The 18,318-nt window shown below is 64.7% G+C and carries 15 protein-coding genes; 7 read left to right on the forward strand and 8 right to left on the reverse strand.

Going from position 1 to position 18,318, the window contains the following annotated elements:
• Position 1: 1 nt before the first annotated feature.
• The 3 genes from FJ425_RS07470 to FJ425_RS07480 form a co-directional block, all read right to left on the reverse strand.
• Complete coding sequence (locus tag FJ425_RS07470) at positions 2–349, reverse strand: hypothetical protein (protein ID WP_224608676.1); 348 nt, start codon at positions 347–349, stop codon at positions 2–4.
• A 213-nt stretch (positions 350–562) separates the two neighbouring features.
• Positions 563–1,918, reverse strand: coding sequence for a sigma-54 dependent transcriptional regulator (locus FJ425_RS07475; RefSeq protein WP_140722655.1), 1,356 nt, complete (start codon positions 1,916–1,918; stop codon positions 563–565).
• On the reverse strand, positions 1,915–3,777 hold the full coding sequence (locus FJ425_RS07480; protein ID WP_140722658.1) for a sensor histidine kinase: 1,863 nt from the start codon (positions 3,775–3,777) through the stop codon (positions 1,915–1,917). The genes FJ425_RS07475 and FJ425_RS07480 overlap by 4 nt, the downstream gene beginning before the upstream one ends.
• Positions 3,778–4,014: 237 nt before the next feature.
• Between FJ425_RS07480 and FJ425_RS07485 the strand changes: the two genes are divergently transcribed.
• On the forward strand, positions 4,015–5,349 hold the full coding sequence (locus FJ425_RS07485) for a dicarboxylate/amino acid:cation symporter (protein WP_140722661.1): 1,335 nt from the start codon (positions 4,015–4,017) through the stop codon (positions 5,347–5,349).
• Between the two features lie 132 nt (positions 5,350–5,481).
• Entirely contained in the window at positions 5,482–6,063 is a 582-nt protein-coding gene (locus tag FJ425_RS07490; RefSeq protein WP_140722664.1) for a histidine phosphatase family protein, read from the forward strand.
• Positions 6,064–6,340: 277 nt separating this feature from the next.
• Here FJ425_RS07490 and FJ425_RS07495 read toward each other — a convergent pair whose 3' ends face one another.
• The 3 genes from FJ425_RS07495 to FJ425_RS07505 form a co-directional block, all read right to left on the reverse strand.
• Complete coding sequence (locus FJ425_RS07495) at positions 6,341–7,084, reverse strand: pseudouridine synthase (protein ID WP_246677899.1); 744 nt, start codon at positions 7,082–7,084, stop codon at positions 6,341–6,343.
• Between the two features lie 97 nt (positions 7,085–7,181).
• Positions 7,182–7,664 (reverse strand): hypothetical protein, encoded by a 483-nt coding sequence (locus tag FJ425_RS07500; protein WP_246677900.1) that lies wholly within the window; start codon positions 7,662–7,664, stop codon positions 7,182–7,184.
• 89 nt (positions 7,665–7,753) lie between these two features.
• A complete protein-coding gene (locus FJ425_RS07505) occupies positions 7,754–9,457 on the reverse strand; it encodes a BTAD domain-containing putative transcriptional regulator (RefSeq protein ID WP_140722667.1) in 1,704 nt (567 codons plus the stop codon).
• 131 nt (positions 9,458–9,588) lie between these two features.
• On the opposite strand from FJ425_RS07505, the gene FJ425_RS07510 reads away from it, so the two are divergent.
• Both FJ425_RS07510 and FJ425_RS07515 read left to right on the forward strand, forming a co-directional pair.
• The gene (locus FJ425_RS07510; RefSeq protein ID WP_140722669.1) at positions 9,589–10,254 is read left to right on the forward strand and encodes a peroxiredoxin; all 666 of its coding nucleotides are present in this window, start codon (positions 9,589–9,591) and stop codon (positions 10,252–10,254) included.
• A gap of 141 nt (positions 10,255–10,395) precedes the next feature.
• The gene (locus tag FJ425_RS07515; RefSeq protein ID WP_140722672.1) at positions 10,396–11,538 is read left to right on the forward strand and encodes an FAD/NAD(P)-binding oxidoreductase; all 1,143 of its coding nucleotides are present in this window, start codon (positions 10,396–10,398) and stop codon (positions 11,536–11,538) included.
• Positions 11,539–11,624: 86 nt separating this feature from the next.
• On the opposite strand, the gene FJ425_RS07520 is transcribed toward FJ425_RS07515, so the two are convergent.
• On the reverse strand, positions 11,625–12,065 hold the full coding sequence (locus tag FJ425_RS07520; protein WP_140722675.1) for a hypothetical protein: 441 nt from the start codon (positions 12,063–12,065) through the stop codon (positions 11,625–11,627).
• A gap of 337 nt (positions 12,066–12,402) precedes the next feature.
• Between FJ425_RS07520 and FJ425_RS07525 the strand changes: the two genes are divergently transcribed.
• Positions 12,403–13,422 (forward strand): NAD-dependent epimerase, encoded by a 1,020-nt coding sequence (locus FJ425_RS07525; RefSeq protein ID WP_181175834.1) that lies wholly within the window; start codon positions 12,403–12,405, stop codon positions 13,420–13,422.
• 127 nt (positions 13,423–13,549) lie between these two features.
• On the opposite strand, the gene FJ425_RS07530 is transcribed toward FJ425_RS07525, so the two are convergent.
• Positions 13,550–14,860 carry an MFS transporter gene (locus tag FJ425_RS07530; RefSeq protein ID WP_140722678.1) on the reverse strand — a complete coding sequence of 437 codons (1,311 nt, stop codon included), beginning with the start codon at positions 14,858–14,860 and terminating at the stop codon, positions 13,550–13,552.
• A 261-nt stretch (positions 14,861–15,121) separates the two neighbouring features.
• Between FJ425_RS07530 and cyoA the strand changes: the two genes are divergently transcribed.
• Positions 15,122–16,303: a ubiquinol oxidase subunit II gene (gene cyoA, locus FJ425_RS07535; protein WP_140722680.1), complete on the forward strand. Its 1,182-nt coding sequence runs from the start codon at positions 15,122–15,124 to the stop codon at positions 16,301–16,303.
• Between the two features lie 10 nt (positions 16,304–16,313).
• Positions 16,314–18,311 (forward strand): cytochrome o ubiquinol oxidase subunit I, encoded by a 1,998-nt coding sequence (cyoB, locus tag FJ425_RS07540; protein ID WP_140722682.1) that lies wholly within the window; start codon positions 16,314–16,316, stop codon positions 18,309–18,311.
• Positions 18,312–18,318: the final 7 nt, after the last annotated feature.

Consider the following 18,318-nt stretch of genomic DNA (forward strand, 5'->3'; position numbering starts at 1 on the left):
ATCAGGTCACCAGCGTGATGGTCGAGGCGATCAGCATCACGGCGGCGATGGCGACGAAAAGCGCATAGATGCGCGGCCGGTCGAGCAGCAACGCATTGCCGGAAATCCAGGCCGCCGTGGCCCCTCCAAGCGCGAACAGGAAGCCGTTGCGGTGGCCAAAGGACATGGAGGCGGCCATCAGGCCGCCGATGATCAGCGCGCCGAAGACGATGATGACGGCGACCGCGTATTTCTCGAAATCATTGCCGCCGCCCATCGCCGGCCCCATCGCATTGAGATTGGGCAGGTCGTCAGGGTCGAAGGGGCTGGTCGAGCCATATTCGTCTTGACCGAGGGATTCGCGCATCATTCGTTCTCCGCTGGGCGGCAACAAACCATCAACGCCTGCCGAGCGCAACCCGGCAAAACCGCCACGGCAATGCATTCGCTGCTCGGCTGATGCCGGCGTGCCACGATTTCCCGGTCGGTTTCAACGGCGCAGCGGCGTTGCGGTTCCCACAGCATAATGCCGAAAGGTGCGAAGCGGTTTTCCGACGATATCAGCTCCATCTCTGGCCCTGATCTACCTGGAAAAATCACTGCGCACGATGCCGTGCCTTTGCAGCTTGTCGTAGAAGGTCTTGCGCGGGATGCCGAGCGCCTCGATGGTGCGCCGGACGTCGCCGTCATTGCGGCCAAGTGTCTCGCGGATGATCTCGGCCTCGTAGCGATCGAGCCGCTCAGGCAAGGGCACGGAGGTGCCGCTCTCCGTTGCCGTGGGGGAAGGCGATCCGGCAACGTCCTCGAGCCCGAGCACGAAACGTTCGGCGAAATGGGCGAGCTCGCGCACATTGCCCGGCCAGTCATGGTCGCTGAGATGACGCCGGACCGCGGCGGAGATTGCCGGCACGGCGCGCCTGAATCGGGCCGCCGCCCGCTCGGCGAAGTATCCGAACAACAACGGCACGTCGTCCCGCCGCTCGCGCAGCGGCGGGATCGACAGCGTCACCACGTTGAGCCGGTAATAGAGATCCTCACGGAAAGCGCCGCGCTGGCTGGCATCGCCGAGATCGACCTTGGCTGCCGCGACCACCCTCAGGTCGACCGGCCGTACCTCATTGGTACCGAGCGGCGTCACCTCGCGCATTTCCAAGACGCGCAGCATCTGCACCTGTGTCGAGGCCGGCATGCTTTCGATCTCGTCGAGAAACAACGTGCCGCCGCTTGAATGCTCGATACGGCCGACGCGCTTCTTCTGCGCGCCGGTGAAGGCGCCGGCCTCGTGGCCGAACAATTCGCTTTCGATGACCGTCTCCGGCAGCGCGCCGCAGTTGAGCGCCACGAAATTGCCCTTGGCGCGGCGGCTCCAGCGGTGCAGCAGGCTCGCCACCACCTCCTTGCCGGAGCCGGTCTCGCCGGTCACCAGAACGTCGACATCGGTGTCGGCGATCTGCCGCAGCGTCCGGCGCAGCCGCTCGATCGCCGGCGTCTGGCCGATCAGCGGCAATCCCTCCTGCGCCTGCTCGGCCGCCTCGCGCAGGGCGCGGTTTTCCATCACCAGCCGGCGTTTCTCCGCGGCGCGCGCAACGCTCTGCGCCAGCCTGTCGGCGGCGAAAGGCTTGGTGATGAAGTCGTAGGCGCCGTCCTTGATCGCCTTGACCGCCATGGCGATGTCGCCGTGGCCGGTGACCAGGATAACGGGGATGTCGGGGTCGAGCCGCAGCACGCGGTCGAAAAGCTGCAGCCCGTCGATCTCCGGCATGCGGATATCCGACACCACCACGCCGGCGAAATTCTTATCGAGCGCTGCCAGCGCTTCGCTCGCCACCGCGTAGGCCGATACCGCAAAGCCGGCTAGCTCCAGCGTCTGCTTAGTCGCCTTGAGAAGATCGCTGTCGTCATCGATCAGGATTACTGGTGCCGGTTCATGCTTCGTCATGCGCCGGCCTTCGACAGATGGATGGTGAAGCGTGTTCCCTGGCCGCTGCTCGAAACCTCGATGCGCCCGCCATAGTCGGCGACGATGTCCTTGGAGATGACGAGGCCGAGCCCGAGGCCTTTTTCCTTGGAGGTGTTGAAGGGCGTGAACAGGGATTTCAGGATCGCGGGCGGGATGCCCGGCCCGTTGTCGGAAACGACCAGCGCCACGTCTTCGGTGGTTTCGGTGGCGAAGACTTCGACCCGCGCGCCATCATGGCCATCGAGCGCCTCCAGCGCGTTCTGGAACAGGTTGATCAGCACCTGCTCCAACCGCAGCCGGTTGCCCATCACCTTCAGCGCCGGCGGCGGCAGCGTGATCGCCAGCGCGTCCAGCCGGCCGGCGAAGCGGCTCCTGAGCAACACCACGGCGCCTTCGATCACGCTGCGCAGCTCAACCGGCTCGGCGGCGGTGCGGCCCTTGCGGGCAAAGGCTTTCAGCTCTTCGGTGATCGAGCCGATGCGCTCGGTCAGCGCGGCGATGGCGCCAAGGTTCTCTTCGGCCGACGCGCTCTGCTTGCGCTCCAGGAAGACGCGCGCATTGTCGGCATAGGCGCGGATCGTCGCCACCGGCTGATTGATCTCATGCGCGACGCCGGCCGCGACCTGGCCAAGCGTGGCAAGCCGGTTGGCCTGCACCAGCTCCTGCTGCATGACCTGCAGCTTGGCCTCGGTGCTGCGATGGTCGGCGATCTCGGCCTGCAGCCGGTCGCGTGCCAGGCTGAGATCCTGCGTGCGCTCGACGACGCGGCGCTCGAGCTCGGCCCGCGCGGCCTGCTCGGCGGCGATCCGCATCTGCGCGGACTGCCTGCGCCACAACAGATAGGCGGCTAATGCGAGGAGCGGGACAAGGACGCCCAGTGTCAGCAGCCGCATCTCGCGCTGCGCCGCCGCGATCGGCGCTTCGGCCGGAACGAGATAGTCGAGCCGCCACGGCGTCGACGGCACCGCGGTCGACAGCCGCAGATACTCGGCGTCGCTGCCCCCGGGCGTGATGGCATGGACCAGCGCGACGTCGGAGCTGAGCGGTTGTGGTTTGGTGACCGGCAACGGCACCAGCGGCGCATCGCCGAATTGCTGGCTGGTGCGGATACCGGCGAGCATCGGCCGGCTGAGCGGCTCTGTCGTCAGGAAGCGCCAGGAGGGCACACTGGTGATCAGCACCACGCCATGCTCGTCGCTGACATAGGCCGGGCGGTTGGCCTCGTGCCAGTCGGCCTCGAGCTGGTCGAACTCCATCTTGACCACGACGACGCCGAGCGGCCCCGAAGCGCCGTCGACACGGCGCGAGATGTAAAGACCCGGACGCTTGCTGACATTGCCGAGCGCGAAATATTCGGCCGTGCCGGACTGCATCGCGCCCGAGAAGTAGGCGCGAAAGCCGTAGTCGTTGCCGACGAAGCTCACCGGCTCGCGCCAATTGCTGGAAGCGATCGCCAAGCCGTCCGTGCCGGTGACATAGAGCACCGAGGCCTTGGTGCCGGACACCAGCCCTTCGAGCTTGCGGTTGAGCACGTCGATCGCGGCAGGGCTGCGTTGCGTCAGCGCGTCATGCACCTGCTGGTCCTCCGACAAAAGCAGCGGTAGCGCGCGCGGATTTTCCAACACAGCGCGCAACAGCGCGACCTTGAGGTTGGCGTCGGTGCGCCCTTGCGTGGCTAAAGCCTCGATCTCGGTCGAACGGCCGTAGAGGCCGGCGCCGTAAAGCGCCGCGAGCACGATCAGCAGCGCCACCGCCGCGAACAGCAGCCAGGCGCGACGCGCCCGCCCGGCAAGCAGTTCGGGCGTGGCAATAAGGACAGCGGCAGGGCGTTGCAGCATGCCGCATCTGTGCATGATTTCGCACAAACCGCAAATCGATCTATGCGGATAGCCGCACTAGCCTTCTCCAAAGCACTTGTCGCAAAATCGAAAAATCAAACAAAATCAACAAAGAGAGACACCCGGCACCATCTGGCACGCGCGTTGCAGATGCTTCCGCAGCAGCCGCGAGGCTGTGGAGGTCAACAGCCCCCTGGGAGGTCGAGCGTTTCGATCGGGGGCCGAACGGAGGATATCATGCAGACAGCAATCGCTGCCGCCGAACCGCGCGGCAAGGTTCCCTTCTACCGCCATCTCTATGTCCAGGTCCTGGTGGCGATCGCCGCCGGCATCCTGCTTGGCCATTTCTATCCCGACCTGGGCGCCTCGCTGAAGCCGCTTGGCGACGCCTTCATCAAGCTGGTCAAGATGGTCATCGCGCCGGTGATCTTCCTCACCGTGGCGACCGGCATCGCGGGCGTTTCCGACCTGCACAAGGTCGGCCGCGTCGCCGGCAAGGCGATGATCTATTTCCTCGTTTTCTCGACGCTGGCGCTCATCGTCGGCCTCGTCGTGTCGAACGTCATCCAGCCCGGCGCCGGCATGCACATCAACCCCGCGACCCTCGACCCATCGAAGGTGGCGACCTTCACCGAGAAGGCGCATGACACGACGATCGTCGGCTTCCTGATGAACATCATTCCGGACACCATCACCGGCGCCTTCGCCCAAGGCGATATCCTGCAGGTGCTGTTCTTCTCGGTGCTGTTCGGCATCGCGCTGGCGATGGTTGGCGAACGTGGCCGTCCGGTCGTCGATTTCCTGCAGGCGCTGACCGCGCCGGTCTTCCGCCTCGTCGCCATACTGATGAAGGCCGCCCCGATCGGCGCTTTCGGCGCCATGGCTTTCACCGTCGGCAAATACGGCATCGGCGCGATCGCCAACCTCGCCTTGCTGATCGGCACTTTCTATCTGACGTCGCTGCTCTTCGTGCTCGTCGTGCTCGGCGCTGTGGCATGGTATAACGGCTTCTCCATCCTGGCGCTGATCCGCTACATCAAGGAGGAATTGCTCCTGGTGCTCGGCACCTCGTCCTCCGAGGCGGCGCTGCCCGGCCTGATGGCCAAGATGGAGCGCGCCGGCTGCAACCGCTCGGTGGTCGGCCTGGTCATCCCGACCGGCTATTCCTTCAACCTCGACGGCACCAACATCTACATGACGCTGGCAGCGCTGTTCATCGCCCAGGCGACCGATACGCCGCTCACCTTCGGCGACCAGATACTGCTTCTGCTGGTCGCCATGCTGAGCTCTAAGGGCGCCGCCGGCATCACCGGCGCCGGCTTCATCACTTTGGCCGCGACGCTCTCGGTCGTGCCCTCGGTGCCGGTCGCCGGCATTGCGCTGATCCTCGGCGTCGACCGCTTCATGTCGGAATGCCGCGCGCTCACCAACTTTGTCGGCAACGCGGTCGCGACCATCGTCGTGGCCCGCTGGGAAGGCGAGCTCGACCAGAAGCAATTCGCCGCCGCCATGGCCGGCCAGTTGCCGGAAGAGGCAGACCTTGCGCTCTCGGGCGGCCTGCAGCCCGCCTAGCCGACCAGCATCCTCCCGATGCCGAGCAGGCCGCGGCAAGCGCCGCGGCCTGTTCTTTTTGTCGGCTGCCGCATAGGGTGGCGCGGCGCCGCACTCCTGCCGGTGCATTCCCGTTGCATTCAGGGCCGGTCGATGAGCAGTGCGTTTCCCGAGATCTACGTCGTTCGCCATGGCGAGACGGAGTGGAGCGCATCGGGCAGGCACACCGGCCGCACCGACATCCCCTTGACCGCCAAAGGCGAAGAGGCCGCGCGCGGCATCTTCGATCGGCTCAAGGACCTGACGTTCCAGGCGGTCTGGTCAAGCCCCTCGCAGCGCGCTTTCGACACCTGCCGGCTCGCCGGCTTCGGCGAGCGCGCGGTGAAGAAATCCGACCTGCAGGAATGGGACTACGGCGCTTATGAAGGCGCGACGACCAAAGAGATCCTGTCCAAGCGACCCGGCTGGCAATTGTTCCGCGACGGCTGTCCGGGCGGCGAGACGGCGGCCGATGTCGGCGCACGCGCCGATGCCATCATTGCCGGGCTGCGCGCGATTGCCGGCAATGTGCTCATCTTCTCCAGCTCGCATTTCCTGCGTGTCTTCGCATCACGCTGGGTCGGCCTGCCGCCGGCAGGCGGCGAGCACTTTGTGCTCGATACCGCCAGCCTTAGCATCCTGGGCTACGAGCATGATCTGACCGAGCCGGTCATCCGGCGGTGGAACCAGAAGTAGCCGCAGCTCGATAGCAGCTCAGGCGTCTCTGGAGATTAGGCGAAACCCCTCAGCCTCGTCATTCAAGGGCGGAGCAAGGAGCGAAGCGACGCGGCGCAGACCCTAGAATCCATGCCGTTACCTACAAGCGTTGCGCCGGTCCAAATCGACCTCCGTCTTGCGCCGCTTTTGCCCTTCGGGCGAGGTCACGGAATGGATCCTCGGGTCTACGCGTCCGCTTCGCTCCCGCTCCGCCCGTGGATGACGAAGTTCGGGCGCAGCCATTGGGGGTCGACGCCTACGCTGAAAGCATCGCCAGCTCCTCGGCCGTCAAATGCCGCGCCTTGCCCTTGGCAAGCTCGCCAAGCTGCAGCCGCCCGATCGCCACCCTGACCAGCCTCAGCACCTCGATGTCGAAGGCGGCGAGCAGCCTGCGGATCTGCCGGTTGCGTCCCTCGTCGAGCACGATCTCCAGCCAGGCTGTCCGCCCGCCGCTGCGCAACAGCGCGATCGAGCTTGCCCTGAGCAACTCGCCGTCGACGACGGCGCCCTGACGAACGCGCTCCAGCATTTCCTCGTCGGGCGCGGCCGCGATCTGCACGTGATAGGTCTTGGCGACATGCGAGGCGGGGTCGAGCAGGCCGTTTGCCCAGCGCGTGTCGTTGCTCATCAAAAGCAGCCCTTCGCTCGCCTTGTCTAGCCGGCCGACGGGCGACACGAACGGCAGGTCAAGCCCTCCCAGGCAGTCATAGACGGTGCCGCGGCCCTCCGGGTCGTCGCGGGTGGTGACCAGCCCGCGCGGCTTGTTGACCATCAGATAGACCGTGCGCTCGGCAATGACGCGCTCGCCGTCGACGGTGATGCGGTCGCCATCGGGATCGATGCGCAGCAAGGCATCGCGCACCGTCTTGCCGTTGACCTGCACGCGGCCGTCGACGACGAGACGCTCGGCCTGCGTGCGCGAGCAGAAGCCAAGCTTGGACAGCGCTCGGGCGAGGTTGACTTTGGCGACGATGGATCGTCTGTCGGGTTGGCGTGCCACTATCTTTGTCTTCGAACGTCTCAAAACGCCGCAACCGATGCCACGCCTGGCGAGATGGGCGCAAGCGGCTCCGTCACCTATTTCGGGTCGTCCAATTTCACTCCTGCGGCGCGCTCAGCCGCCGGTAGGTGACGCCGTCGAATGTTGCCGTCACGAAGCTGTTGACCGACATCTTGTGCTTGCGCCCGTCGCTGCAGGCATAGAGCGGCCAGCCGGTCTCGCTGCACTCGCTGGCTATGCAGATGCGGGTTACGCAGTTGCCTGTGGTCAGCCGGAAGCCTCCCTTGCCGGCAAAGCCCTGCAGCAGGCTGCCATCCGAGGAACGCCATGTCCGCTGCTGGAATTCAGGCCGCAGCTGAAGAGGCTCGAGCGGGGCGGCGAGGTTGGCGGTGCCGATAACTCCGGCGAGCAGCAGGCGATAGCGCGCCATTCCGGTCGTATAGGCGGTCACGAGGTCGGATTCGCCCGAGTAGGTCGTTGCAAGCTCGACGCCGTCGAGCAGGTGAGACGCCTGCCCGCCCGCCTCTGTCGGCCCCGCCAGGGCAACCAGGGCAACAAGGGCCAGGCAAGCGCGTGACATCTCGATTTCCAGCAGCCATGCATATCCCGGCGTGCCAGCGCCCCCGGCTGCCTGCCTTACCATCTCGCCGATTGGCCTCCGGCGCAAGATCAGCCGTGGCCTCCCATCCGCGCCAGGCATCGGGCCTGGTCGCGGGGCCGACCAAGCTCTTCGTAGCGGCCGGCCGCCTCCTCGAAGGCGGCGAGCGCGCGCACTTCCTTGTCCTGTGCCCGCCGCTGCACGCCCCGCGCCTCCCAAAGCGCTGCTGCCCAAGGGCCGCCTTGCCACATGCCGGCGATGCGTTCGGCGTCGTTCAGGCGGCGGTCGACCTGTTCCAATTCGCCCGCCTCGGCAAGCGCGATCACCGAGGCGGTGCGCAACGCCATCGAGCATGGCTGGCAGGCGCCCGGCGTCAACAGCCTGTCGCCCGCGAGGATCTCCTCGGCGACCATTTTCGGCGTCGATGCCGCCCGCACCGCCAGCGCCTGCATGCGCATGATGAGATGCGGCGAAAGCCAGGAACGTTCGGCATCGGTGAGGCCGCGCTGGATCAGGCGACTGGCTCGCCATTTCTGGCCGCGCTCCAGGGCGATCTCGGCCAGTCGCTCGATCGCCAGCACACGGCCGGCAACCGCGTCCGACTCGAGGAGCAGCCGCTCGGCTTCAGTAAGGAATTGCTCGGCTTTGTCGAGCTCGCCCGAAAACAACGCCGCCTCGCCGAGGAGCAGGCAGGCGAGACCGCGTCCGGCGCTCGATTCCGCCTCCTCGGCCACCGCGAGCAGTTCCTCGGCCAGCCCGGCGACTTCGGCATGGCCTTTGGCGCTGCACAGACAGAACTCGGACAGGCACAGATGTCCATCGAAGACATGTTGCACGAAGGTCGGCTTGGCGCGGACCCATTCGATGAATTCGGACCGGAACAGCTGCGGCCATCGCGCCTGCATCATCGAGGCAAGTCCCAGCAGCGCGCTCGCCTCGCCGACCTCGCGCGGCAAATCGGCGCCGAGCGCCAGATCGCGTGTCTGCCGCGCGATCTCGCTCGCCTTGTCGAACTCGCCGCTCTGCAGGTGCACCAGGCCCCAGGCAAGCGAGGTGCGGATGCGCTCCGAGGGGCTGACTGTCTCCGTGCCTGATAGCGTCAGCGCCTCCTCGTAGAGCGCGATGGTCGCGGCGCTCGGCCCGACGCCGAGCTCGGCATGCAGGTTGTCGCGAAGCTGGTTGAACTGGCGGATCGCCTCGACGCGGTTGCCGGCATCGAGCGCCGCCTGCATCAGTGCGCATTGCGCCTGCTCGTCGGCCGGGTCGAGCGCGATGAGCCGCTGCCACAAGCCGCCGGCGCGCAACAGGTCGCTGTAGCGTTGCTGTATCTGCGCGCGGGGGGTGTCGAGCCATTCGACGAAAAGGTCGTCGGGCAAGAGCCTGCCGCCGTAGAGGTCGGCCGCATGTTCGAAAGCGCTTTTGTCGCCGCCCCGGAGCGCCGCTTTTGCGGCCGCCTCGAAGTTTTCGATATCGATGTCGAGCTCCGCATCGGGTGCGAGCGCGATGATGTCGTTGCCGATCTCGATTAGTTCATGGGCGCCAAGCGCGCGGCGCGCGAAATGGACGGCTTTGCGGAGGCTGCCGCCGGCCGCTTCCAGGTCGGCGTCGGGCCAGAAAGTCTCCATCACCTGCTCGCGGTGCATGCGATGCGCGGGCCTCAGCGCGAGCAGCTTGACCAGCGCGGCGGCGCGTTCGCGTCGCCAGTCGGCCCCTGGTATCGCCCGGCCGTCGACACTGACGGCGAAGCGGCCGAGCAGATGGATCGAAACGCGCATCAAAGCACCATCCGGAAGAAGGAGAGCCGGCGCCAAAGCCATCACCAGCCGGCGGTGGTCGGGGAACGCTGGCGGAACATAGATTTCCTAATATGCCTTCGCAATCAAAATCCAACCGAAAGGAAATGACCATGTCACTCCGTATCGCAGACATCGCCCCCGACTTCACCGCCGACACCACGCAAGGTCCGATCTCCTTCCACGAGTGGCTGGGCAAGGACTGGGGCATCCTGTTCTCGCATCCTAAGGACTACACGCCGGTCTGCACCACCGAGCTCGGTTACATGGCGCGCCTCAAGCCCGAATTCGACAAGCGCGGCGTCAAGGTCATCGGCCTGTCCGTCGACCCGGTCGAGAAGCATGCCGGCTGGGCGAAGGACATCGCCGAGACGCAAGGCATGGCGCCGAACTTCCCGATGATCGGCGACCCGACGCTCGCCGTCTCGCAGCTCTACGACATGCTTCCGGCGTCGGCGGGCAGCAGCGCCGACGGCCGCACCGCCGCCGACAATCAGACGGTTCGCAATGTCTACGTCATCGGCCCCGACAAGAAGATCAAGCTCGTCATATCCTACCCGATGACGACGGGCCGCAACTTCGACGAGGTGCTGCGCGTCGTCGACTCCCTGCAACTGACGGCCAAGCATCGCCTGGCGACTCCGGTGAACTGGAAGCCCGGCGACGACGTCATCATCGCCGGTTCGGTGTCGAACGATGAAGCAAAGCAGCTCTATCCGCAGGGCTGGAAGGAACCGAAACCCTATATCCGCATCGTGCCGCAGCCTGTGCTGACCTGACAGGTCAGGCATCGAGATCTGAGGCGACGGGCATCGGCGGCGAGGACGTGAGAGACACATCCCCGCCGCCCCACAACCGAAAGACAGTGAGCAAATTCAAATCCGGCGCTTCTGCATAGCGCCAAGACGAGGGGAACCGAGATGAGCACTGCAAACAAACCGCGCATCGTCGTCCTGGGAGCGGGCTTTGGCGGCCTGGAACTGACGACGCTGCTGTCCGAGGCAATGGGCGACGGCATCGATGTCACGCTCATCGACAAGAGCGACGCCTTCGTGTTCGGCTTTTCGAAACTCGACGTTATGTTCGGCCTGAAGGCGGCGGGGGCGGTCCGCTTGCCCTACAACCGTTACGCCAAGCCCGGCGTGAAATTGCTGAGGCGCACCATCACTGCGATCGATCCAGAAAGGCGCCGTGTCACCACCGACGACGGTGTCTACGATGCCGATTACCTGATTGTCGCGCTTGGCGCTGAATATGATTTCGACGCTACGCCTGGGCTGTCGGGCACCAACGAGTTCTATTCGGTTGCCGGCGCGGATCGGCTGCGCGACGTGTTGCCGGGCTTCAAGAAAGGCAGGGCGATGGTCGGCGTCTGCGGCGCGCCCTACAAATGCCCGCCGGCCCCGAGCGAATGCGTGTTGATGCTGCATGACTATCTGGTACGGCAAGGCGTGCGCGAGGCCTGTGAGATATCGCTGGTGCTCCCGCTCGGCAGCCCGGTGCCGCCGTCGCCCGATACCTCGAAGGCGCTGCTTGCGGCTTTCGCCGAGCGCGGCATCAAGTTCATTCCCAGCCGTCGCGTCGCCTCGGTCGACAATAGCCGAAACGTGGCGGTGCTCGACGACGGCACCGAAATGCCGTTCGACCTTTTCCTCGGCGTCCCCAAACATCGCGTGCCGCCGGTCGTGCTGGAAAGCGGCATGTCGGAGAACGGCTGGATCCCGGTCAACCCGCGCACGCTCGAGACGAAATACCGGAATGTCTACGCGGTCGGTGACGGCGCCAACACCGGGACGCCCAAGGCCGGCGTCTTCGCCGAAGGTGCCGCGCGCGCCGTTGCCTCAGCACTCGTCGCCAAGCTGCGTGGCAGCGGAAACGGCACGCTCTATGACGGCTTCGGCACCTGTTACATCGAATTCGGTGGCGGCCGCATCGGCAAGGTCGAGGTCGATTTCTTTTCTGGCCCCGCGCCGACAGGCAACTACTATGAGCCGTCGGTGGCGTTGCGTGCCGACAAGGAAAAGTTCGGCTCAAGTCGACGGTCGCGCTGGTTCGGCTCGTAAGCCTGTGACAACCGCAGTGATGGGCGAGGACGCCGCCGCCAGACTGCGGCGCACCGGCAAATCCGGAGGCGGTCTGTCAGCTGCCCTCAGCCGTTTGCTGCCGACGGCAGTTCGAACAAGGTGGCGCCGTTCTCGCGCCCTCGGTCGACATAACCGATCACGCGGAACCATTTCGCGACGTCGGGCCTGTTCAGCCAACTGCGCGAATGGACGGGAAGGTTGCCGGCCAGCGCCTGGACATGGCGGATGTGGCGCTTGCAGAAGCGGACAGTCGTGGCGTTGAAGAAGTCCTCCCGCGCGGCAAAGAGCGTGTCGGCGGCGCCCGCGTGCTCATGCCAGGCGATGATCGCCACCGTCCTGTCGTCCTGCACGAGCGCATGCGCCCGGCCTTCCTTCAGGTTCATCATCAGATTGTCATAGGCGCTTTTGCTGTCCTTGCCGGCCGCCACATATTCGTCCGACATTCGCGTGGACAGGCCGCGGAAAACATCTTCCAGGTCTCCGACCGTCGCCGCGCGTGCTCTCATTTCTCCTCCTGACAGCCCGCCAGCAGTTTGCCCCAAGGAACAGGGATCACCAAGAAAATCAAATTCCCGATCCGGGGTGTACGCGCAATCTTGTTCCGCACGGAAGTGCCCGACCGCTGATCACGCTCGCATATCAGCGTTGGCTTGAGATCGCTTTTCCGCTGTCGGATCCCGGCGGCGGCGGCAATACAGACATCTGGCGGCCGATCTTGCCGCTGGCCTCACGCTGGCGACGACGGCGAGAGAAAGCGTGTCGTTGAATTCATTGCAGCCCTGCCGTAAAAGGCGCAAGTTCTCGATGGCCTGCAAGGTCTGACTGCAGCGTTAGGGGTATGCATTGACGTCGAGCAGGCCGATCCTGGTCACCGGCGCAGCCGGCTTCATAGGTTTTCACCTTTGCCAGAGGCTGCTTGCCGAAGGCCGGCAGGTCGTCGGCCTCGATTCCATGAACGAGTATTACGACGTCACCTTGAAGCAGGCGCGGCTCGAGCGGCTGAAGGCGTTCTCAAACTTTCATTTCGAGCATGTCGATCTCGCCGACCGCGATGGCATCTCGGGGGTCTTTGCGTCGGTCGCGCCGCAGATCGTCGTCAACCTCGCCGCGCAGGCGGGCGTCCGCTACTCGCTGGTCAATCCGCATGTCTATGCGCAAAGCAATCTAAACGGCTTCCTCAACATCCTGGAAGGGTGCCGGCAGGCCTCGGTCGGCCATCTCGTCTATGCATCGTCAAGCTCGATCTATGGCGGCAGCACGCGCATGCCGTTCTCGGTGCATGATTCCGCCGACCATCCCCTCAGCCTCTATGCCGCCAGCAAGAAGGCAAACGAGCTGATGGCCCACACCTACAGCCATCTGTTCGGGCTGCCGACGACGGGCCTGCGCTTCTTCACCGTCTACGGTCCGTGGGGACGGCCCGACATGGCCTTGTTCATCTTCACCAAGGCCATCCTCGCAGGCCAGCCGATCGATGTCTTCAACCATGGCAACATGCAACGGGATTTCACCTACATCGACGACATCATCGAGGGAGTGGCCCGCGTCATGCAGCATCCAGCGACGCCCAATCGCGATTGGACAAGCGCTGCGCCGGACCCCGCGACGAGCACCGCGCCGTTCAGGATCCATAACATCGGCGACAGCTCGCCTGTCGAGCTCAGCCGGCTGATCGACGTTCTGGAAGACGCTCTCGGGCGCAAGGCAATCCGCAACCTGATGCCGCTGCAGCCGGGCGATGTGCCTGCGACTTATGCCGACGTCGCCTCGCTCGAGGCGGTGATCGGCTTCAAGCCCAGGATCCCGATCGAGATCGGCGTCCCGCGCTTCGTCGAATGGTATCGGGATTTCTACCAGGTCTGATTGCAGGTCAGAGCAATTCCAGGAAAAGTGTGAGCGGTTGAGTTCGGCGCCTTCGCCGTAACCTTCCGTCTGGAATTGCGTCAAAAACAAAGGGATGGAGCGGCGACCAACCGAGCTCGCCGCTCGTTCAGTCGGCCCGGCGTGCCTGCCTGTCGATCCAAAGCGCGACCAGCGTGCAGGCGGCGCCCGAAAGCAGGTAGGCGCCGGCGGCGATGAGGCCGAAATTGCCGGCCAGGAGCAGCGCCGCGAGCGGCGCGAAGCCGGCGCCGAACATCCAGGCCAGGTCCGATGTCACCGCCGAGCCGGTATAGCGGTGCTGGCGCGAGAAGCTCGATGCGACGACGCCCGAGGATTGCCCGAAGCTCAAGCCCAGCAGGATGAAGCCGAGCACCATGAATACCGTCTCGCCAAAGGTGCCGCCGTTGAGAAGTTGTGGGGCAAAGCCGCTGAAGGCTGCGATGGCGACGGCGCCGCCGCCGAGCAGGGCGCGGCGTCCGACACGGTCGGCCAGCGGACCCGATGCAACGATCGCTGCAATGCCGAACAGCGCGCTCACCGCTTCGATGACCAGGAAACGTTCCGGACCTTCATTGGTGAACAGGAACACCCAGGACAGCGGGAACACCGTCACCATATGGAACAGGGCGAAGCTCGCCAGCGGCGCGAAGGCGCCGACGACGACGTTGCGTCCTTCCGTCCGAACCATCTCCCTGATGCGCGTCGGCTGCAGGTCGCCGCTCTCGTAGAGTTTCGAGAATTCGGGGGTGACCACGATGCGCAGCCTGGCAAACAGCGCCACGACGTTGATGGCGAAGGCGACGAAGAAGGGATAGCGCCAGCCCCAGGCGAAGAAGTCGTCGGCCGAGAGGTTGGCGACGAAGAAGGCAAATAGCGAGCTTGCCACGATGAGTCCGATCGGCGCGCCGAGCTGCGGGATCATCGCATAGATGCCGCGCCGGTTCTGCGGCGCATTCAGCGCCAGGAGGGAGGGCAGTCCGTCCCATGTCCCGCCGAGCGCCAGGCCCTGCAGGAAGCGGGTGAGCGCCAGCAGCCAGGCGGCGACCGCGCCGACATCCTCATAGGAGGGCAGGAACGCCATGGCGACCGTCGAGGTGCCGAGCAGGAACAGCGCGATCGTCAGCTTGGCGCCGCGGCCATAGGCGCGGTCGATCGCCATGAACAGCACCGTGCCGAACGGGCGCGCGATGAAGGCCAGCGCGAAGATGGCGAAGGAGTAGAGCGTTCCGACCAGCGGGTCGTGCGTTGGGAACACAAGCTTGGGGAACACGATCACGGAAGCGATCGCATAGACGAAGAAATCGAAGAATTCCGACGTCCTGCCGATGATCACGCCGACCGCGATATCGCCCGCGCTGACCTGGCCGTGATGCGAGCCGATCAGCCTGCTGTCCGTGTCGGAAGTCGAAGTTTCAGCCATCGTTTCCGTCGAGCTCAAGTTCGGAACGCGATTGTCGTCGTCCCGATGCGATGTTGTCGTTATCCAGATGCGACGCTGTCGTCATCCAGATGCGATGTTGTCGTCATCCCATTATGCGTGCACACTTTCGCGAAAGCCATACCGGCTGGGCATTGGACAAATTGTCCAATGTCGTCGCCGTGCCCGCGGCAGTAGCCGTTGGTCCATATCGCATCGCAACCTGCACAGATCCTGCTGCAGGGCCATCGAGGGCAGCGTTTGATGAGACGATCCGGAGCCTTGCTTCTTTTTCCGCTCGCCGTGCTGCTGAGCGGCTGCGATCTTGTCGTGCTGGCGCCCGCGGGCGACGTGGCAGTGCAGCAGCGCGACCTGCTCGTCGTCTCGACCCTTTTGATGCTGCTCATCATCCTGCCGGTCATGGCGCTGACCGTGCTGTTCGCCTGGCGCTACCGGCAATCCAGCACCACGGCGATCTACACGCCGGACTGGGACCATTCGACCAAGCTGGAGCTGGTGATCTGGGCGGCACCCCTGCTCGTCATCATCTGCCTCGGCGCGCTCACTTGGCTCGGCTCCCATCTGCTCGATCCCTACCGGCGCATCGACCGGATCGAACCAGGACAGCCGGTCACCCAGAACCACAAGCCGCTCAGGGTCGACGTCGTCGCGCTGGATTGGAAATGGCTCTTCATCTATCCGGATTACGGCATTGCTTCCGTCAACGAGCTGGCGGCGCCGGTCAACCAGCCGATCGACTTCCGCATCACCTCCTCGACGGTGATGAACTCCTTCTACATTCCGGCCCTTGCCGGGCAGATTTACGCCATGCCCGCCATGGAGACGAAGCTGCACGCGGTCATCAACCGTCCAGGCACCTATTCCGGCTTCTCGGCCAACTACAGCGGCGCCGGCTTCTCCGGCATGCGCTTTGCGTTCCACGGGCTCTCCGATCAGGCCTTCGGCGAGTGGGTTACGCAGACCAAAGGTGCGCAGGCTACGCTTAGCCGCGAGACCTATCTCGATCTCGAGCGTCCGAGCGAGAACGAGCCGGTCCGCCACTATGCCTCCGTCGATCCCGACCTCTATGGCGCGATCCTCAATCTGTGCGTCGAGCGCGGCAAGATGTGCATGAACGAGATGATGTCGATTGACGCCAAGGGCGGCCTTGGGCTGGCCGGCGTGCGCAACACCTTGCCGCTGCAATACGACAAGCTTGCCCGGCGCGGCGCGGTGTTCGGCAACGATCCGTCCTATGTCGCCAGCATCTGCACGGCGGAGGAGGCAGCCGCCGCTTCGCGCGCGGCCCGCGATGCCGGCGCGAAATATTGGCCGGTGCGCGATCTTTCCCCGCTGCGCGGGGCAGGGCTGCTCAGTCCAGGGGAAGGCAGCCGCCGCGCCGACGCCGAGACGCCGTCGCTCGGCCTGCTGCGCTTCGAATTGTGAGGGATGACGGATGCCTGAGACGCTGACCAAGTTCATCTTCGGCCGCCTCACTCTGGAGTCGCTGCCGCTGCACGAGCCGATCGTCGTCGTCACCTTCATCGTCGTGGCGTTGGGCGGCCTCGCGGTGCTCGGCGCGGTCACCTATTTCAAGCTTTGGGGCTATCTGTGGCGCGAGTGGTTCACCAGCGTCGACCACAAGAAGATCGGCATCATGTACATGGCGCTCGGCCTCGTCATGTTGCTGCGCGGCTTCTCAGACGCCATCATGATGCGCCTGCAGCAGGCCATCGCCTTCAACGGTTCCGAGGGTTATCTCAACGCTCACCACTACGACCAGATCTTCACCGCCCATGGCGTGATCATGATCTTCTTCGTGGCGATGCCTTTCGTCACCGGGCTGATGAACTTCGTCGTGCCGCTGCAGATCGGCGCGCGCGACGTCTCCTTCCCTTTCCTCAACAATTTCAGCTTCTGGATGACGGTCGGCGGCGCCATCCTGGTCATGGCCTCGCTGTTCGTCGGCGAGTTCGCCCGCACCGGCTGGCTGGCCTATCCGCCGCTCTCCGGCATCAATTATAGTCCCGACGTCGGCGTCGATTACTACATCTGGGCGCTGCAGGTTGCCGGCGTCGGCACGACATTGTCGGGCATCAACCTGATCTGCACCATCATCAAGATGCGCGCCCCCGGCATGACCATGATGCGCATGCCGGTCTTCACCTGGACCTCGCTCTGCACCAACGTGCTGATCGTGGCGTCCTTCCCGGTGCTGACGGCGGTGCTGACGTTGCTAGCGCTCGACCGCTATGTCGGCACCAACTTTTTCACCAACGACTTCGGCGGCAACCCGATGATGTATGTGAACCTCATCTGGATATGGGGCCACCCCGAGGTCTACATCCTCATCCTGCCGCTGTTCGGCGTCTTCTCCGAGGTCACCTCGACCTTTTCCGGCAAGCGCTTGTTCGGCTACACCTCGATGGTCTACGCCACGATAGTCATCACCATCCTGTCCTATCTCGTCTGGCTGCACCACTTCTTCACCATGGGCTCCGGCGCCAGCGTCAATTCCTTCTTCGGAATCACCACGATGATCATCTCGATCCCGACCGGGGCGAAGATATTCAACTGGCTGTTCACCATGTATCGCGGCCGCATTCGCTTCGAATTGCCGATGATGTGGACGGTGGCCTTCATGCTCACCTTCGTCGTCGGCGGCATGACCGGCGTGCTGCTTGCCGTGCCGCCCGCCGACTTCGTGCTGCACAACAGCCTGTTTCTGATCGCGCATTTCCATAACGTCATCATCGGCGGCGTGCTCTTCGGCCTGTTCGCCGGCATCGCCTACTGGTGGCCCAAGGCCTTCGGCTTCAGGCTCGATCCGTTCTGGGGCAAGGTCTCGTTCTGGTGCTGGGTGCTCGGCTTCTGGCTCGCCTTCATGCCGCTCTATATTCTCGGCCTGATGGGCGTGACGCGTCGCATGCGCGTCTTCGACGATCCCTCGCTGCAGATCTGGTTCGTGATCGCCGCTTTCGGCGCCGTGCTGATCGCCTGCGGCATCGCCGCCTTCCTGGTCCAGATATTCGTCTCCATCCGCAAGCGCGAAGCGCTGGCCGATCACACCGGCGATCCCTGGGACGGCCGCACCCTCGAATGGTCGACCTCCTCGCCGCCGCCGGCCTACAACTTCGCCTTCACGCCGGTCATTCGCGACAACGACGCCTGGTTCGACATGAAGAAGGCCGGCTACCGGCGCCCGCTGTCCGGATTCAAACCGATCCACATGCCTCGCAACACCGGCACCGGCGTCGTCCTGGCGGTGTTCAGCGTCGCGCTCGGCTTCGGCCTGATCTGGTACATGTGGTGGCTGGCGGCACTGAGCTTCGTCTGCCTCATCGCAACCGCGATCGGCCACACCTTCAACTACCACCGCGACTTCGACATTCCGGCTGCCGAGGTCGCGCAAACGGAAGAGGCGAGAACGACGCTCCTCGCCGCCCAGGGCTAGGAATTGA

Origin of the sequence: Mesorhizobium sp. B2-7-2 (genome assembly GCF_006440775.1) — a bacterium.
Classification (GTDB): domain Bacteria; phylum Pseudomonadota; class Alphaproteobacteria; order Rhizobiales; family Rhizobiaceae; genus Mesorhizobium.

Excerpts from the sequence above, each read along its gene's own strand:
- FJ425_RS07480 (WP_140722658.1), bottom strand. The coding sequence starts at position 3,777 with ATGCTGCAACGCCCTGCCGCTGTCCTTATTGCCACGCCCGAACTGCTT.
- FJ425_RS07490 (WP_140722664.1), top strand. The coding sequence starts at position 5,482 with ATGAGCAGTGCGTTTCCCGAGATCTACGTCGTTCGCCATGGCGAGACG.
- FJ425_RS07505 (WP_140722667.1), bottom strand. The coding sequence starts at position 9,457 with ATGCGCGTTTCGATCCATCTGCTCGGCCGCTTCGCCGTCAGTGTCGAC.
- FJ425_RS07470 (WP_224608676.1), bottom strand. The coding sequence starts at position 349 with ATGATGCGCGAATCCCTCGGTCAAGACGAATATGGCTCGACCAGCCCC.
- FJ425_RS07530 (WP_140722678.1), bottom strand. The coding sequence starts at position 14,860 with ATGGCTGAAACTTCGACTTCCGACACGGACAGCAGGCTGATCGGCTCG.
- FJ425_RS07515 (WP_140722672.1), top strand. The coding sequence starts at position 10,396 with ATGAGCACTGCAAACAAACCGCGCATCGTCGTCCTGGGAGCGGGCTTT.
- FJ425_RS07475 (WP_140722655.1), bottom strand. The coding sequence starts at position 1,918 with ATGACGAAGCATGAACCGGCACCAGTAATCCTGATCGATGACGACAGC.
- cyoA (WP_140722680.1), top strand. The coding sequence starts at position 15,122 with ATGAGACGATCCGGAGCCTTGCTTCTTTTTCCGCTCGCCGTGCTGCTG.
- FJ425_RS07500 (WP_246677900.1), bottom strand. The coding sequence starts at position 7,664 with ATGTCACGCGCTTGCCTGGCCCTTGTTGCCCTGGTTGCCCTGGCGGGG.
- cyoB (WP_140722682.1), top strand. The coding sequence starts at position 16,314 with ATGCCTGAGACGCTGACCAAGTTCATCTTCGGCCGCCTCACTCTGGAG.
- FJ425_RS07510 (WP_140722669.1), top strand. The coding sequence starts at position 9,589 with ATGTCACTCCGTATCGCAGACATCGCCCCCGACTTCACCGCCGACACC.
- FJ425_RS07520 (WP_140722675.1), bottom strand. The coding sequence starts at position 12,065 with ATGAGAGCACGCGCGGCGACGGTCGGAGACCTGGAAGATGTTTTCCGC.
- FJ425_RS07485 (WP_140722661.1), top strand. The coding sequence starts at position 4,015 with ATGCAGACAGCAATCGCTGCCGCCGAACCGCGCGGCAAGGTTCCCTTC.